At 58.3% G+C, this 16,119-nt stretch carries 17 protein-coding genes; 8 read left to right on the plus strand and 9 right to left on the minus strand.

Annotation, left to right across the window (positions count from 1 at the left end; all coding sequences use genetic code 11):
- The first annotated feature begins 213 nt into the window (after positions 1 to 213).
- Together B2M20_RS15225 and B2M20_RS15230 are read left to right on the plus strand one after the other, a co-directional pair.
- On the plus strand, positions 214 to 1,017 hold the full coding sequence (locus tag B2M20_RS15225; protein WP_079447892.1) for an AbiJ-NTD4 domain-containing protein: 804 nt from the start codon (positions 214 to 216) through the stop codon (positions 1,015 to 1,017).
- Positions 1,018 to 1,019: 2 nt separating this feature from the next.
- Complete coding sequence (locus tag B2M20_RS15230) at positions 1,020 to 2,345, plus strand: restriction endonuclease (RefSeq protein WP_079447893.1); 1,326 nt, start codon at positions 1,020 to 1,022, stop codon at positions 2,343 to 2,345.
- Here B2M20_RS15230 and B2M20_RS15235 read toward each other — a convergent pair.
- From B2M20_RS15235 to B2M20_RS15255, 5 genes are all read right to left on the minus strand, one after another.
- Positions 2,342 to 3,094, minus strand: a complete 753-nt coding sequence (locus B2M20_RS15235; RefSeq protein WP_244553545.1) for a hypothetical protein — start codon at positions 3,092 to 3,094, stop codon at positions 2,342 to 2,344. The genes B2M20_RS15230 and B2M20_RS15235 overlap by 4 nt on opposite strands.
- Entirely contained in the window at positions 3,057 to 5,927 is a 2,871-nt protein-coding gene (locus B2M20_RS15240; RefSeq protein WP_079447894.1) for an Eco57I restriction-modification methylase domain-containing protein, read from the minus strand. The genes B2M20_RS15235 and B2M20_RS15240 overlap by 38 nt, the downstream gene beginning before the upstream one ends.
- A 55-nt stretch (positions 5,928 to 5,982) precedes the next feature.
- Positions 5,983 to 6,363: a hypothetical protein gene (locus B2M20_RS20355; RefSeq protein ID WP_244553546.1), complete on the minus strand. Its 381-nt coding sequence runs from the start codon at positions 6,361 to 6,363 to the stop codon at positions 5,983 to 5,985.
- Between the two features lie 3 nt (positions 6,364 to 6,366).
- On the minus strand, positions 6,367 to 6,891 hold the full coding sequence (locus B2M20_RS15250; RefSeq protein ID WP_079447895.1) for a hypothetical protein: 525 nt from the start codon (positions 6,889 to 6,891) through the stop codon (positions 6,367 to 6,369).
- 161 nt (positions 6,892 to 7,052) lie between these two features.
- Complete coding sequence (locus B2M20_RS15255; RefSeq protein ID WP_244553547.1) at positions 7,053 to 7,871, minus strand: AMP nucleosidase; 819 nt, start codon at positions 7,869 to 7,871, stop codon at positions 7,053 to 7,055.
- 378 nt (positions 7,872 to 8,249) lie between these two features.
- Here B2M20_RS15255 and B2M20_RS15260 point away from each other — a divergent pair, with 378 nt between their 5' ends.
- A complete protein-coding gene (locus B2M20_RS15260; RefSeq protein ID WP_079447896.1) occupies positions 8,250 to 8,450 on the plus strand; it encodes a hypothetical protein in 201 nt (66 codons plus the stop codon).
- A gap of 593 nt (positions 8,451 to 9,043) precedes the next feature.
- Here the strand turns inward: B2M20_RS15260 and B2M20_RS15265 are convergent.
- The 3 genes from B2M20_RS15265 to B2M20_RS15275 form a co-directional block, all read right to left on the minus strand.
- A complete protein-coding gene (locus tag B2M20_RS15265; RefSeq protein WP_139372925.1) occupies positions 9,044 to 9,256 on the minus strand; it encodes a hypothetical protein in 213 nt (70 codons plus the stop codon).
- Between the two features lie 48 nt (positions 9,257 to 9,304).
- A complete protein-coding gene (locus B2M20_RS15270; RefSeq protein WP_139372926.1) occupies positions 9,305 to 9,520 on the minus strand; it encodes a hypothetical protein in 216 nt (71 codons plus the stop codon).
- Positions 9,521 to 9,786: 266 nt separating this feature from the next.
- A complete protein-coding gene (locus B2M20_RS15275) occupies positions 9,787 to 11,349 on the minus strand; it encodes a L,D-transpeptidase (protein ID WP_079447899.1) in 1,563 nt (520 codons plus the stop codon).
- Positions 11,350 to 11,610: 261 nt separating this feature from the next.
- Between B2M20_RS15275 and B2M20_RS15280 the strand changes: the two genes are divergently transcribed.
- From B2M20_RS15280 to B2M20_RS15305, 5 genes are all read left to right on the plus strand, one after another.
- A complete protein-coding gene (locus B2M20_RS15280) occupies positions 11,611 to 12,711 on the plus strand; it encodes a M15 family metallopeptidase domain-containing protein (RefSeq protein WP_079447982.1) in 1,101 nt (366 codons plus the stop codon).
- A 1,058-nt stretch (positions 12,712 to 13,769) separates the two neighbouring features.
- Entirely contained in the window at positions 13,770 to 14,186 is a 417-nt protein-coding gene (locus B2M20_RS15285) for a DUF1236 domain-containing protein (RefSeq protein WP_079447900.1), read from the plus strand.
- Between the two features lie 298 nt (positions 14,187 to 14,484).
- On the plus strand, positions 14,485 to 14,733 hold the full coding sequence (locus B2M20_RS15295) for a hypothetical protein (RefSeq protein WP_079447902.1): 249 nt from the start codon (positions 14,485 to 14,487) through the stop codon (positions 14,731 to 14,733).
- A 138-nt stretch (positions 14,734 to 14,871) separates the two neighbouring features.
- Positions 14,872 to 15,189 (plus strand): hypothetical protein, encoded by a 318-nt coding sequence (locus B2M20_RS15300; RefSeq protein WP_079447903.1) that lies wholly within the window; start codon positions 14,872 to 14,874, stop codon positions 15,187 to 15,189.
- A 66-nt stretch (positions 15,190 to 15,255) separates the two neighbouring features.
- A complete protein-coding gene (locus B2M20_RS15305) occupies positions 15,256 to 15,579 on the plus strand; it encodes a hypothetical protein (protein ID WP_079447904.1) in 324 nt (107 codons plus the stop codon).
- A gap of 50 nt (positions 15,580 to 15,629) precedes the next feature.
- On the opposite strand, the gene B2M20_RS15310 is transcribed toward B2M20_RS15305, so the two are convergent.
- Complete coding sequence (locus tag B2M20_RS15310; RefSeq protein WP_079447905.1) at positions 15,630 to 16,109, minus strand: VOC family protein; 480 nt, start codon at positions 16,107 to 16,109, stop codon at positions 15,630 to 15,632.
- Positions 16,110 to 16,119 lie beyond the last annotated feature (10 nt).

The raw sequence follows: 16,119 nt of genomic DNA on the forward strand, positions 1-16,119 counted from the left end.
CAGAGAATCCGAATTTCGGCGTGGCCGGCTGAGTGGGTGTCCCGAAGTCCTAGGGGCCCCTTACATAGGGATATGCTGAGCAAGCTCCAGAGAAGGGGAGATCCCTGCGGCTGGTGATTGAGGTCGTAGCCACGTAGCGTCAATCATGTATTCCAGCCCGCCCAAGGTGTCGCGGCCTATCTCCGATCTTTCGAGCCGTGCTAGATATTAAAAATGGATGGGTCATCGCAATTTTCAGATCGGTTTGGGTTTCGGCCCCCGGACGCCGTGATCACTATCAGGGAGGACGCGCCCGAGGTTGTGCGGGATGGCGTGGTGATGCTTGGCTATGCATGCGGCCTCGGGCCAGGGGCAATGCGAGACGCTGTCTGCGAGGTTTTGCTCAAGAGACCAGATCAGAACAACTGGTCGGCCGGGAACGTCGAAACCGAGGTCTCTTACCTGATCGACGGCGCAGCTTGGTATAGGGTCTATGACATCGCCGAACGCCTCTACCGCGCCGTCGGCGAGGGCGACCACACAGACACCCGGCGGCCGGAATTCGAGCGACGACTAAACCTACTGTTTCAGGAACATGGTGTTGGCTGGCAGATGAAAGCGGGAATCATCGTCGCTCGCGGCTCTGAGCCATTCGAACTGGCCACCGGCGATGCGGCTCAAATCATGCGTCGAGCCGGGACGCCGACGGCTGCCAACGAACTGCATGAGGCGCTCAAGGACATTTCGCGCCGACCAGCCGCTGACTTGACGGGTACCATCCAGCACGCCATGGCAGCCTTGGAATGCGTCGCGCGCGAGGTTGACGGGAGCACCGATACCCTCGGAAAGATCATCGGCCGGCTGAGCTTCCCTCCTCCGCTCGACACTGCGCTGCATAAGCTTTGGGGGTTTGCCTCCGAACAGGGCCGACACATCCAAGAAGGTCGCGAGCCGCGGTTCGAAGAAGCCGAACTTGTCGTCACCGTGGCGTCCGCCGTGAGCGTCTATCTCCTGCGCGCTGCAGGTAAGGCAACGTAACATTGACGGAAGACGGCGAAACCGATGGTGACGGTCCCAACGGCGCCCCCAAATGGGTCTTGCCGACAGAGATCCCGTTCAAGGAACTCAAAGGCAGAGCGTTGGAAGAATGCTTGTTCTGGCTACTTGATGGGATCGGCGCGCGTGACCTCGAGTGGCGTCTGGGAGGCATCGGCAGCGGCGCGGCCGACGGCGGCCGCGATCTTGAGGCCCGGTTTTACACGCCGGGCGCGGACGGGCAGATCGAGCCGAAGCGATGGTGGGTCGAATGCAAGGGGCGAACCGGGACAGTCGAGAAGGATGCAGTGACGTCGGCCTGCAACAACGTCTTGTCCGACCGCAACGTTGATTGCTTGCTGATCGTAACAAACACGACGTTTTCAAACCCGACCCGCGATTGGGTGAAGACATGGCAGGCGCGCTTTCCCAAACCGCAGGTCCTGCTGTGGGATCAGCCAGTTCTGGAGCGCATGCTGAGCGACCAGCCCTCGACCGTGTTGCGCTTGTTCGAGAGTGGCCTGAGTTCCGCCGGATATTTGCGAGCTATCACAGAACGCTTCTGGAGCCTTTTAGAGTTCAGCTCCATCGAGCGCGCTCGGCGGATCTGGGCGGAGCGGCAAACGCTTAAGATCGGACCAATGGAGCGAATAGCGCTCATCGCCAACGAGTTCGCCCATGGCAGCATCCACGAACGGCCCTGGGGTGGGTATTGCACGGCCCAGGAGGTGTTTGCAGCCTGCTCTATGGCGATCTTCAATCTGCTGTTCCTTTATAGCAAACTGATGAAGGCTGGCTTGAAACAGGAGCCGATCGTCGAAGCGGTCGCCTACCTAATCCTGGCCAGCCTCCGTCACGAACAGTCGGACCGACTGCACGAGGTAATGGAGATCGCACTCCGGACCGAGGCTGGTGAGCCCTTTCCGGCGAAGGTTCTGGATCTCCTCCTGGGTCCGATCCTCGATCGTCTCCGTGGCGACTTACAGCTAGTGTGCAGCAGCGATTGTGACCGCTTTGACAGAGCGGACAGTCTGAAACATTGGGAACGCAGGCATCCCATCGAAGGCTACTGGTCGCGGTTCGGCCGCCACGGCACGCCGCCGAAAGCGAACGATCAATCCTATGCCCGCCTTGAACGGACGGCAGAGCCTTGCAGGGTTGGCTTCCAGGTCGACAACCCGCGATCCTGCCCCCTGTATCAGACCGACATTTCAGTCGAGAATCTCAATGACTTCTTTGCGATCGCGACGCGCGTTCTCAAGTTCCGGACGCCAGTGTTGTCGCGTCGCCAAAAAGCTACGCAGTGCACGTCGGCTCCATCGTCATCCTAGATACAGATCCAGATATGGTCGATGGCGATCCCGGACAGGCCTCGATCACGAACATGATTGGAAGACAATTGTGCCAACCCGCGTTCGACATCATGGCTGTTAAGAGTGATTTGGTCGTCGTCGGTCCAATTCGTGTTTTCTGATGACAGGTCGACAATCCACTGCCCGATGCGTCCATACCAGGTCGGAATGTCGTCGGTCTGGAGGTAGGCGATTATCGCAGCTTGAGCGTGCGCCGCACCGTGGTCCCCAGTCTTGTAGCGCTGAACACCACCGCGCGATCCATGCCGACTGTGCAGGTACTCTCTTTCATCGCGTTCGCGGCCGGCTGGCGTTGGCAAGCGCTTGCATTCAAGCGGAAGCAAGGGCTCGTATTGAGAATACCGACGTCCGTCGATCCAAATCAGCTGTCCTAAGGGCGCGGCGACAAGATCTATCGCGCGGCCTCGCACTACTTCGTCCGGCTCTTCCATCCGAAACTGGAGGTAGTCCCATCCACGCGACTTTCGGCTTGCACTATTGAGGAGCGCGCAGAGTTGGGCCGTAAGGATCGTCTCCGCGGTCGCTGCCGGTCGTAGCGGGTCGTCGCGCCAGGATGGTAGGGCGTTGGCAATGAAGGCGACCAGAGACGCCCTCCATTCTGTCGGAAGGTGGAGATCGTCGCTGAGCCGACCGGCGACCTTCGAAAAAGCTGCTTCGTCGGCCAGCACGTCAAAGGCCTTGAGAACGGAGGTCGGCGAGAACGTCATCGGCGTCGCGAAGGGCGATTGAACGGGTCCAGAAACGCAGCCGGTCGGGCTTTAGAAGGAAGATGAAGCGATCGTCGTAAAGGCGAGCGACTCGGGCCGTTTTGACGCCGGAGCCGCGACTTTCCTTCAATAGCGCGTCGAGTTTTCCGCGAAGAGCGTCCGCGCCCGTCCAGTCAACATCACCGTCGCCAAGTACAAATGCTCGACAAATCGCGCCTGGCCAATCGTAGGCGGGAAGAGCCTTGAAGGACGGGCTCCGATAAATGGTGCAAAGCTGGGCAATAAGGGACTCGTCAAACGCTTTCAGCTCCGCAGAAGTCGGCACCGCCATCAGTTTCGACTTAGCCCCCAGGCGAATATAATCCCGCTGGAAGTGCACGAGGTCTTCAGCAACGATTTTCTCATTATCGCTGAGATCCAGTCCGACGTCTGGAGTGTAAGGAAGCGCCAGTATGTCGTCAGCGAGGATCGCCGTTGCCCGCTGATTGAAAAGCCGCGGACTAGTGCTGGCGACATATGCGCGCAGCGCCACGCTTTCTCGATCCAGCCACTTATTAACCGCACGGAGCGTCGAGGCGTCAGCCTTTGGAGCCGAAATTCCTAGAATTTCATGCTTGTAGGCTAGGAAGTCCTTCTCCCAAAGAGCATGAGGAAGATCCTCATGCTCTTTTATCAAAAGCAGCGGGGGCGTGAACCGCGCGGCGGTGCGCGGTCGGATTATCGGCCCACTCGGCACTACGCCAATCCTTTTGGCATCGAGACCTTCAATCGTCAGCGCGGTCGTTTCCAGCAAAGGCTTTCCTGCGAGATGCGCGGCGTCCCCCGAGCTTCCCTGGCGGCCGGCGATATAACCCTCGCCCACCTCCCAACCCTGGTGGCGCACAAACTCACCTAGAGTTGGCAGTGCGCTTAGCCGCTCGACCAGGCTGAGTACCCTAGGGCCACCCATAAGGTCAGCTCGCCAGACATTCGGATTGTTCGCCGCGTCTTCGGAGCCCAGCCAGTGAAGGTCGTAATAGTCGATGTCGAACCCCTGCTCGGCAGCTGCGCGTCCGCTCCGGCGGAAGACGGCGTGCAAGATTGGTTCGCCAACCGGCGCTGAAGCCTGGGCCACGACAACGATGATCTTCGGGTCGGCTTCACCCTTCTTGAAGAGGCCACGAACCGAAACGAAGTCGAGGATTTCCCGGACGCGCCACTTCGAGAAGAAGGCGCGGCGGAATGGGAGAGCGTGATGATTGTACAGAAAACCGGACGGTTCGATCATTCCGACCATCCCACCCTGAGTCACAAGTCCCATGGCCTCATGGAGGAATAGGTAGGCGAGTTGACGATCCGCCAGCTGACCATAATCGGCGGTGTAGGCGGCGTATGCGGCTTGAGCCCCCGGGGTGGTCAAAGACGACGCGAACGGTGGATTGCCGACGACTGCTGCGACAGCAGCGCCAATCACTCCCTTAGCCTTCGCTTCAAAGAAGCAGCTGCGGTGCAAGCTCACGCCCGCTAGTGGCGGAAATAGCTTTACGCTTGAACGGATTTCTTCCGGTTCGAGAGCGTCGCAAAGCGCGAGGCATAGACTGAATGCGGCGAGCTCGACAGCGCCATCCTCCAAGTCCACACCGTGGACTCTGTGCAACAGGGAGCGCAGGTTTTCCACTCCAGGTTTCGCCCAGTCGTTCTTACTGCGCCAATGAAGAACGATGCGTTTGTAGGCCTCCATCAGAAAGACGCCTGAGCCGCACGCCGGATCGAGGATGACCTCGTCGGTCTGCATTATTCGATCGAGGCGATCCCAACTTAGCACCTCTTCTAGGATAGCTCGGACAAGGGCAGGAGGAGTATAAACAGAGCTAGCCGCGTCCTTTACGAAGAGCTGGTAGATGTTGCTGATTAACTCGATCGGCAAATCTCTGAAAGAGTACAGACGCCAAAGGCTCATTTGGCCACCAGCTTCCTCGTAGCCTTCGATGAGTCTTGCATAGCGGCCGAGTTGGCCGCTGTTTTCAAGCAAGCGACGCTGTTCGAGCGGCAGCGTGAAAACGTGACCATTAAAGCGGTCTTCTAGCGCAGCAAGCAACCTAACAAGAGCAGGCCCGTTGCCGAGCACTTCAAAAAAGCGAGTGGCACCCGGCAAGAACGAGTCGAAGTAGTCCGCTTCGAGAACTCCGCGTTCCTCCAGGTAAGCAATCAGAAGCGAGAGGATCAGCAGACGGCGCCGGAGATTCGGGTCTAAGAGATTCTCTGCCGATAGTTCGATGTGCAGCGCGCGTACGGAGTCGACAAGCTTTCGATGCGAGGACCCGTGTGGAGACAGCATCAACTGGCATGCGGCCGGATCGTCCCAAAGTGCTCCATTGCGGAGCTGCTCTCTATCCCACCATCGATCCGCCGAGGCGACCGCGGCGCCGATCTCAAGTGTCCGGACCGGGTTGCATATTGGTACTCCGGAAGGATCGACGAAATCCGGCTGGTGGGCGCATCGGAACAGTTGAACCTGCCCAGGCGCCACGCGGTATAAAAGGGGGACGCCCCCCCAGCTCCACATACGCTTATGCAGTTGCGCGAACGCGGCGTCATCGAGACCTCCGGCGGCAACGAAGATGAATGCCTGCGCGACCGGCGCGCGGCCGTTCCGCGCCGCCTCGAAGAAAACTGAATGAGCCCCGTAATGGCGGGCCTTCTCCAACATTGCAACAACTTCAGGCGCATAAGAGGTTGCGACGAAGTCATCGACCCGTAACAGACCGTCGACAACCGAGTCAGGAGCGTCAGTCCCGATTTCGAACAACCAACTTGCGTCGGCCTCGCGGCGCGGTGCTGCCCGCGCGCTCATTGTTCGATGCTCACGCCGCTGACAGTCGAAGGCTTGCGACCGCTTGCATAAGCCATCATTTCTCGCGGGCCTTCTTAGAAAGGACGAACCCCTCCTTGAGGAGATCAGTCATGCTGATTCCTTGAGAGACGGCGTATCCTTTGAAGGCCTTCTTGAATTCGGCGGTCACGCGGAAATTGAGCGTTTGATCCTTGTCGGCGTCCGCGCGGGTTTGCGTTTTTTTGCGCTGCATCGCCATCAAAAAGAACCTCGCTGAGGCACCGACCGCGTGTAATGAAAGCCAGAAAGACAGGAATCCGTCAATCCCGCTTTCTAGATTTCCGGCTCTAGGAATCAGAAAAAGGCCGCAGGGCGCTATGATCGCGGGGAGCGCGAGGCAACGGCCGGCCGGCATCGCGCGTATCGCTTCCTGGCTACCCACCTCGATGTCCAGCACGGCTTATGCCCTCCAATCGGTCACGTTCGCGAACGAACGAACAGCTGCTTGAATAAGATTAATCGGACTGCATGGGCTTTCGGCCCGACTTCGAGCGTTGGGTCCGCACCTAACGAGATCGCCGCGCGCGAGCTGTGCGGATATCGCAATCTGAATAAAGTTCATGAGACAGTCTGTGATGATTTGGACCGTCTCTCGCTTCGACCAATAGTTTGTTATTGTTGGTATTTTCGTTGGTATTTCAAAGGCAATCAAAAAATAATAATCAATATAAACAAATAGATGATCCCGTAATTGGATTCCGGCCAGGGCACCACGAAGCATTTCCAGACGTTCGTCACCGTTCGCGATCACACAAAAGGCTGCGAAATCGAGCCCGTTGAGGTTCTGGCTCTCCTTGAGCCGGTCGAGGCAGCCGGAAAATTGGAGACGGCAGCCCGTGCGAGGCACCATCGGCGCGATGTTTCGGCACGCCATCCAGACGACGCGGGCAAAGGCCGGTCCGACGCAAGCATTGCGAGGAGCCATTGCCACGCATAAGGTCAAACCACGCGAAAACCGATCAGGACACAGGTCCAGATGGTCGCCGCCACAGCTGCTATATCTCACGAGGATAAGGCCACCGCGCGCTGCTGTGAAATGTCGGCACCTCGAACGATGGTGGCCAAGCGATCCAGGGCCGCAACGCCTTATGGCTCACGTGATCCTTCGAATTCGCTTTCGAAGCGCAGATGCTTCACGCTTCGGCCATGACGCCGCACCAGTTTGAGGGCCTCTGTTCCAACCCTGATGTGCGTCTCAACATAGTTTGCGGTCACAACCAAATCCAACGCTTCGGTTTTCACACCCTCAGGGATCATAGGCTGGTCGGAAACGAGAAGCAGCGCACCGGTCGGGATGTGGTTGGCGAATCCGGCGGCAAAGATTGTTGCAGTCTCCATGTCGATCGCCATGCTCCGTGTGCGACGCAACTTCTCCTTGAAAGCATCATCATGCTCCCAGACACGACGGTTCGTTGTGTACACGGTGCCTGTCCAATAATCATGACCCAGGTCGCGGATCATGGTTGACACTGCGCGTTGCAGTTGGAATGCGGGAAGCGCAGGAACCTCCGGCGGCAGGTAATCGTTCGAAGTGCCTTCGCCGCGAATGGCCGCAATGGGCAGAATGAAATCGCCAGTCTGATTCTTGCGTTTCAAGCCGCCGCACTTTCCGAGAAATAGAACAGCCTTCGGGGAAATGGCGCTCAGGAGGTCTATCACGGTCGCGGCATTCGGGCTTCCCATGCCGAAATTGATCAAGGTAATGCCATCGGCAGTCGCATTGGGCATCGGTCGATCCGTCCCCTTGATCGATACCTCGTGCTGAGCGGCGAACCACGCGACGTAGCCGCTGAAATTCGTCAAGAGAACATATTGTCCAAATTCGCCAAGCGGCGTGCCCGTATAACGCGGCAGCCAATTTTCGACGATGTCCCTTTTCTCTTTCAGTTTCTGCTCCCACGTCAAATTGGCCGAAGCTAGATGCGCGTTTTCCCGCTGAAAGACACGGTTGAATGGATCGTCTCAGCTCACGAATCCTGCGGCTAGCAACAATCCTTCATTAGCTGATCCGGGACCGCGCGCATACCGCGAAACATTCATGCGTGGGGTTCGCGGAGAGGGACAAGGGCGCGCACTGGTCTAAGTGGAGAAAGGCGATGGATGGGTCCAAGGGAAGGCCCGTGGCCTTCAAGCGGTTGTGAACCGCGCTATGTCCACTAGTGCGCAGAACTCCGCTTTCGAATACGCGATGATGGCTGATCACCGCACGGATCATCGTGGCTTATCTCGGTGATGAGAACGCCCGACTGCGTCCCGCCTCTTTCTCACGGACAGGAGCGCGCCATGCAGACCCGGCGTCGTTTCAAGCAGACCACGTCGTTTCAAGACCGTCTTTCGGACTTCATCGCGGGCGCACGATCTGAGGCGGACGGTGGGCCGGGCGGTGCGGATCACTACGAGTTGCTGAAGAAAATTCGGCAGGCCGAAACTGCCGCAAACATCGAGAGGTGGGCGACCTCGCCCGAACTGCAGCCGCCGAAGTAATAGGAACAGAGACGGGCTCTCGACGTTGTCTGCCCGCGATGAAGTTTGACAGACTTTGCCCGCCGCGGCCCTTGAGCCCGGCGGGTTTTTCTTGCCGCACGATAAGTTGCGATACGAAACAATCGCTTGGCGCCGGCGTTGACAACGCATGTCGCGCTATTTCCTTATCGCTATGGCAGGAGGCTTGGCGGCGTTGATCGCGCTGCTGCTCGGCTTAGGCTCATTCTCCAAGCAGCAGGTGCCAAGCGGAAAGGAACTGTCCCCCGCGAAGTACATTTCTATCCCTGACTGAAACGAGATACGCTTTGATACGCAGGGCTCAGTTTTTACGGTGAATCGGAAACGAAAGAGATCAGAACCAATCGTTTGGTTCTCTCCGAAACTACTTCCGGCTTTCAAGCTGACCCTCGTAGCGCTTATCGATTTAGCTTCTCCGATAAACACGTGTATTTTAAGGTCGTGCGCGTAGACCACATAAACGAATTAGCCGGAGAAATGGCGTTGGGGTTTGCTTCTTAGAGGTTTGGAAACGTCGCGGGCAACCGTCTTGCTTCGACCTTCCGGCTCAGCCCCGCCTCGTCAGGTAGGCCTCGTCAGGTAGGCCTCGTCAGGTAGGCTATGTAATCGGGGTCCCAACCTTTCATACGCTTGAGCAAGGCCTGGCGGCGCTGGTCGGGCATGCCGGGGCCGTGCTCGAGGAAGTCCTGAATTGCCCTCTTTAACTCCTCCACCTGCGGCTCCTCTCCCGTGACCAGGTCGCCGTACTCCGCCATGATGTCCTGCACGCGCTCTTCTATGTCATTCACCGCCACGGTCCTCCCAATGCTCCCGTCCATAACCGCACGCCTGTGCGGCTAGTTCCGCTTGCTCCGGAAGTCATTGAACGAAGCATCGATCAGAAGGAGCTTGTCGAGCACGATCAGCTGCCGCTCCTCCCGCGTGCCGGGTCCGCTCTCGAGGAACGCCTCCAGGGTATCCTTGACCTGCTGCACCTTCGCGTCCGTGCTTTCGGGGCCGTCGCTGAACCGCGCCAGTATCTCCTGAATCTGCCGCTCATGATCGTCGCTCATCTTCATGCTCCTGATAGCCTGTTTTCTTAGATAGGCGGCACCCGCTACGAGGCTAGCCCTCCGTTGAAAGCGGCGCACCTTCACACATCGATTGCCCATAGCGCCGGACGCTTTGCGTAACCGAACCGGCTTCTTTTCCTGCGTCCAATACACCCAAGGACTTCTACCGCGCGTTGTTTGCGGTTGCCCAACCGAACATGCTGCGGACATGCCCAATTCGAATGGCCCGAAGCGGACAACCGGGCCAACACGCAGCGTGCCGCGTCTTACCACCAGCCTCCTTGCATCGGAGGGAAGAACTGACCGCCGCCCCTGCGCGTATTGCTCGGGTTGGGATTCGGACTGCGCTGGAAAAAGAAGCCGAAGCCGTCGTCTCCCTGCGGGCTATCGTTGCTCCAGCCGCTATCGTCCGCCACGACGACCTCGCTCGGCTTGCGCGTGATGAAGCCGCCCTGTGGCTGGTCGCTCAGCACTGCAACAAACTCGGTGCGATAGTTTGTCTCTTTGCTCAGTGGCTCGTCGGAGACGACGATTGAGGATCGCGGCAACGCGGCCGGCGCGATGCGATCGAGGACTTCCTTCGGGATGGTGATGCGGTCGAGCGCGTTTTTGGCGTCATCCCCAGTCTCGATCGTGACGGCGGTCCAACGCAGGCCCGCATCGTTGCGCGCCACCGCCGTGAACACATGCGTGCCCAGTGGTGTGCCGGGATCGCGGATCGTGACCGGGACCTCGATGGTTGCATCGAATACCTCGCCGCCTCCGTCGGGCGCCGGTTCATGTGTGTTGCGCCGAACGTAAAGCGTTTGCGTCGCTCGGCTGATGTAGATCGAGACCGGCTCGAGCGCGAGCTTCGCGTCGAGCGCCGCCTTGGCGATGCCGCCCTTTTTTGTCTGAGCCGCCTTGGCCGCTTCCTTTGCGGCGTTGGCTGTGTCGAGCTTTGATTTCGCGTCTGCCTTGGCGGTGTCTAACTGGGTCGCCAACTCCGCCGCTTTGGCAACGGCCTTTTGCTTGCGGTCTTCAGCCTTCGTCCTGGCTTGATCGGTCTTGGCCGCGGCCAGCGCCTTGTCGGCGGATACAACTGCGGCGTCGGCCCGGACTTTGATTCGCTCCAGCTTGCGCAGAGACGCTGCGAGCGGTGCCAACTCGCGAGCCGCTGTGGCCGCAGTCTTTTTGGCCTCATCGGCCGCCTTGGCAGCCTCGGCGGCTTCGCGGGCGAGTCTCTCGGCAGTCGCCGGAGCATCTGCGACGATTTCCGCCTTCGGCATGAAGAGCGATAGCGTCGGGTGAGAAAAGTTGACCGGGGCCGCATCGTCCGGCGAGATGATCACGCGCATCCCGATCCGCGTCTTGTCGAACAGCTTCTCCGCAAAGCCATAGGGCATTCGCACGCAGCCATGTGAGGCCGCATGACCAGGCAATGGCCCGCCATGCAATGCAAGGCCGTTCCAGGTGATGCGCAGCATGTTCGGCATCCAGGCATCGTCATACATGCTCGAGTGGTGGTCCTTGTCCTTCTCTACGATGGCGAAGACGCCGGCCGGCGTCTCGCGCTCCTTGATGCCGGTCGATACCGGGGCGCGCAGGATCCAGCCCTCGGTGTCATAGAACGTGACCTGCTGGCTCTTGATGGACACAATTGCCATGATCGGCTCGCCGGCTTCGCGCGGCGCCGTGGTCTCGGCGGGTTGCGCGCGGCGCGCCTGTTTCGCCGTGGCTTCAGCAATCGGTGCGATCAGCGCGGCCATCGCCGCGAACATCACGACGGCCGAACGTCCCCAATGGTGCATCGCCACCGTAGATCGCACCAACGTCAATCGATTCACCATTCCATTCCCCGTCGCAACGCATGTCCGCTGCCGTGACCGACCTCACAGATAGCCGACTCGTGAAAAACAAGCATGCTCGCAGCTGAAATTGGCACAAAACGGACAGAGAGCGTTCGCAAGCCTTCAGTTGCACACAGGCAACACTTCGGGGAAAAGGACACGGTCTGCCCGGTTGCGCCATTGCGCGGCTATTTCCTTCCCGAAACAATCGTCGCGTCCACATCCTCGGCTATGTAATCCGGTTCCGATGAGGCTGGCATGATGAACCCGCGGCAACTTTCAACGCTGACGCCCGCCTTGCTATGGGTCGTTTTCGCGGCAGGCATTTACGCTCTGCTTGCGATGGGATCAGAGGCACGCCAGACCACGGGCGGGGCGACACCGATCACTATCAGCACGCCTTCTTCCTCCGCTGCACAGGAACTCACCAAGGCGTTGCAGCCGAGTTCAATGTCTCGTCACGATCTGAGTCAAACCGATCTGCAACCCCCTTTGATATCTCATGTGGCGATGACCGAACTCTCGCTTGCGGGAGATATCGCCCACGAACCGATGGCACCTGTCGAAATCTCGCCTGCCGAACCAGCGTCCGTGCAAATCGCAAGCGTGAATCCATCGGATATCGAACCTGTCGATATCAACAAAGCCACGAAGTCCATCGAGATGGTCGACAAGTGCCAGGTCGTGGACATCTGCGTCGATCGCTATCTGTGGGCGCTTTATCAGCGCACGCCCAAGGAAGATACTATCAGGATACGTGAATGGAAGAGCGTCACGATCAAGAGGAAGGGCAAGAGGGTGAGTGTTTCCAGAGCCTTCACCAAGCTTGTCGATCAAAATTTCGGGTGGAAGGATCCCAAGGCGGCGGAACGCGTCGGCATGTCCATGATGGACTATGTGATCGGCGGCATGGACCGGAGCTTCAAACTAAAATTGTTTCGTATGTTTCATGCGGCGGAGGCAGCCGGGCTTTCGCCGGGCATCACCAGCGCATTCCGTGACGACTACCGCCAATCGATCGCAAGCGGCCTCAAGGCGGCGAGCAACAGGTCGTATCATGGCGGCAGCTTGCGCGGTGGTTATGGGCATGGGCTCGCGGCCGATGTGGTGAGCGTCGAAGGCGGAACGCGCAACCAGCGATTTGCTTCCTCGGAAAAATTCTGGAAGTGGGTTGATGCGCACGGGAAGGAGTTCGGAATCGGACGCCCATATCTCGGCAGGGACCCGCCGCATGTCGCACCGGTCGACGGCCAGGAATATGCGAAGCATAGCGGCGGTACAAAACAGGCGGCATCGGACGCCAAGGAGACCAGCCTGAAGAAGAAGGCGAAGGGCGTGGCCACACGCGATCACTCACGCTGAGCCAAGCGCCCGAGAACTGCAGCCGCCTCAAAGCCGAAAGCGAGCTGAGTGGCTTGGCCGATATCAGGCTCCAAATGAAATCTGGGAATCCGTAGCGTCCGTTGCTGGCCCTCTTTTGCATTGTCGTCGCCAGCCAGACGGAAAGGTTATTATAAATAATAATCAAATATAATCAGATAGTTATCAAATAACTCGTTTCCGGCCAGAGCAACAGAAGCTTCTCCGCTACCGTTCGCTCAGGTCCGATTCTGATCAGCAAATACACGGACACTTCCCACATCGCTGAGTGGCAATCCCCCTCCATTCCCGTTGATATCCGATTGGTAAACGGAGCTGTTGGTATGCCATTTCACAGCCGCAGCAGATACCCGGACAGGTCCACGCGACTGGGCCGTTGATGTTCAGCGACAGCCTAAATATGCACCCTATCTGGAACGCTGCGGTCCGAGCTATATATTTCCTGCGATACCAACATTGGAGTGAATAATGAAAAACGCAATTGCAGTAGCTGCCCTGGGCATCGGGCTGGCTTTTGGTTCGGCTTCCGCTTCGTTGGCCGACAATGTCGACGGTGGCGCTCATCCGCGGAGCGGAGTGCCCACCGTCGCGGAGCACGGAGCCAGCACCGCCAGGGGAGTAAGCAGGTCCCAAACACCGCATGTGTCCGACACAGACGGCTATCATACGAAACAGTATCATACGACGAAACATAAGAAGAAGAAGAGAAACAAGAGGTAGGCGGGCGGACTCATCGACATTGATCTACTGGTCGCGCGAATTGTAGCGCGGCCAGTTCACGTCACCCATTCCGTTAGTCGGCTGATGCCGAAGCGGAGTGTGAGCCAACCAAGGCACGCGGGCCCTAGGATCGGAATGAGCTCAACATGCCACTCATGGCCTGTCTGCGAGTGATGACCTTCCCCATCAACTCGCAGAAGACCCCAGGTTTCGTTCCAAATGAACGCCTTTTTTCGAGCCTTTTTTGAGCTCGGATCGGTGGAACGAAAACGACGATCTCCGACTTTGCTCCCCGTGTTTAAAGGTCGGAGGAAAAATTTATGGCCCGTTCGTTGATCAGAGCCGCAGCGATTTCAGTTGCGTTGATATTGCCCGCATCGGTCATGGCCCAGGGTGTGATTGGAGGCATGGAACATGGCGCGCGCGAAGGTGATCGAGCAGCGGGTCCGGTCGGTGCCGTGGTCGGTGGGGCCGTCGGGGCCGTTACTGGCGGTGTAGCCGGCGTGCTCGGCATCGATCAGCGTCCGCGCTTCCGGCAATACGTGGTCGAGCAGCATCATCCTTCATTTCATTATCGTGAACCGGTGCATGTTGGCGTAGTCCTGCCGGATAGCGGCCTCACCTACTACGAGGTGCCTGCCGAATATGGTGCGCCGCACTATCGATACACCGTTGTGAACGACCAAACCGTGCTGGTCGATCCGCGGACGCATAGCGTGGTCGAGATCATTGACTAGGTGATCGATCCGGCGGGCTGCCGGGCCTGCTCGCGCTTGCTTGAACCTTAAGACCCTTGCTTCGAATGGAGACTCCCGAACTTCCCCGCGGGATCCCGTTCGAGGTGAGTGCCGGCTTGAGGCACCTGCTTTTCGTATGCACAAAACGCCGGCGGCCGCTTTGATAGAGCCGTAGTTAGCTGCAGTGCAAGCGTCGGCATCCCACGATCAATGATCGCCAACCGAGCAAACGCCATTGAGATCACCAAGAGAGGGAGGCTATTATTGATCCGGGACAAGCCGAACGGAAGGTACGACCATGACCAACGAAGACCAGATCACTGGCTTCATCAAATACCGGGGAAAAAGACGGATATACTCGGCAGACTATGAAGCCGACAAAAGTGACGATTTAGTCCGACTGTTTCCTGAGAACTTCACGGCTGCGGTGCCGGCGATCAAGAAATTGCCGGACTTATCGTACGAGGAAACCGCGCTCTACCTGCTTAAAAAAGTTGTCGACGAAGAGATCGAAAAGGCGGGACAATCCAGGCCTTTTTATTCCTGAACGCATTCCCCGCCTTGACGGTGATTGCCGAAACGCGACCTACTGATAGGAATGAAGCTCATCTGAAAACCCGAATATTGCGAGAACTTTCCACCCTCATTGCGGTTTAGTCCTGATGCATTCAGGCAGGATGGAAAGATGAAAAGGATCGAAAAAGAAGACCAAAGACGCGGGACCATCACGTATCAGTTAGACGACGGTCGTTACGTGACGCTCGATGAAAACGCTGTGGCGCAATTTGGAGCGGATAATCTCATCCAATGGCTGGGTATCGAACGTGTCCCAGTTATGCACCACGGTCGTCGTGTCGGGACGCTCCCGGCAGACTTTGAACCTCTCAACGCCAAAAATGTCCACCCCGGTGATTTTAGGCGCGAAGGCGATGGTTGGGTTGCAGAAGAAAAGCTGGCTCCGGAAAACCTGGACGCTGTCGTGGGATTTGAGCGGGATAAATGACTCAACCAGCTTCCTGATGGCGGTTCCAGCCCTATGATTCCGGGACGTTCGCCCTAGATTCGGGCCATGGACCTTTCCCTCCGCCCTACTCTCAACGCCGGCGACAAGTTGACAGACGACTATTGCGTGATCCACGACGGCCGATCGGTCGGTCGGATCAGGCTTGCGGGGGAACGGTCACGGCAGGGTGTCGCCGCGTGGGAGTGGCGCATCAATCCGCCTCTTCCTATCCCGCCGTGGTGCAGCGGCACGGCTGCTAGCCTTGAGGCCGCGAAGGACGAATTCAGGACCGCGTGGGAGCGGTTCTATGCGTCCCTGACGCCGGAGCGGATCAGGCGCTGGCATCTCATTGAGGGCATGGGCACGTCGAATGAGTGGTGGCTGGAATGAGCCGGTCCCCTTGCGGTCAAAACCAGTGATGCAAGGTCTCCGTAGGACCATCAACCGCCCCTAGCCGCCTTGATCGCGGCAACATCGATTTTCTTCATATGCATCATCGCATCAAACGCGCGTTTTGCTTCAGCGCCGCCGGCCGCCAGCGCCTCGGTCAGCACGCGCGGCGTGATCTGCCAGGAGATGCCCCATTTGTCCTTGCACCAACCGCAAGCACTTTCCTGACCGCCATTGCCGACGATGGCGTTCCAATAGCGGTCGGTTTCTTGCTGATCGTCCGTGGCGATCTGGAATGAGAAGGCTTCGTTATGTTTGAACGCAGGTCCGCCATTGAGCCCCAGACAGGGGATACCGGCCACTGTGAATTCGACTGTCAGTACGTCGCCAGCCTTACCGGATGGGTAATCGCTGGGAGCACGGTGGATGGCACTTACCGAGCTGTCAGGAAAAGTCTCGGCGTAAAACCGGGCTGCAGTCTCGGCGTCCTTGTCGTACCATAGACAGATCGTGTTCTTGGCGACGGTCATTGCTTGTCCT

The organism is Nitrobacter vulgaris (assembly GCF_002028545.1).
GTDB lineage: Bacteria > Pseudomonadota > Alphaproteobacteria > Rhizobiales > Xanthobacteraceae > Nitrobacter > Nitrobacter vulgaris.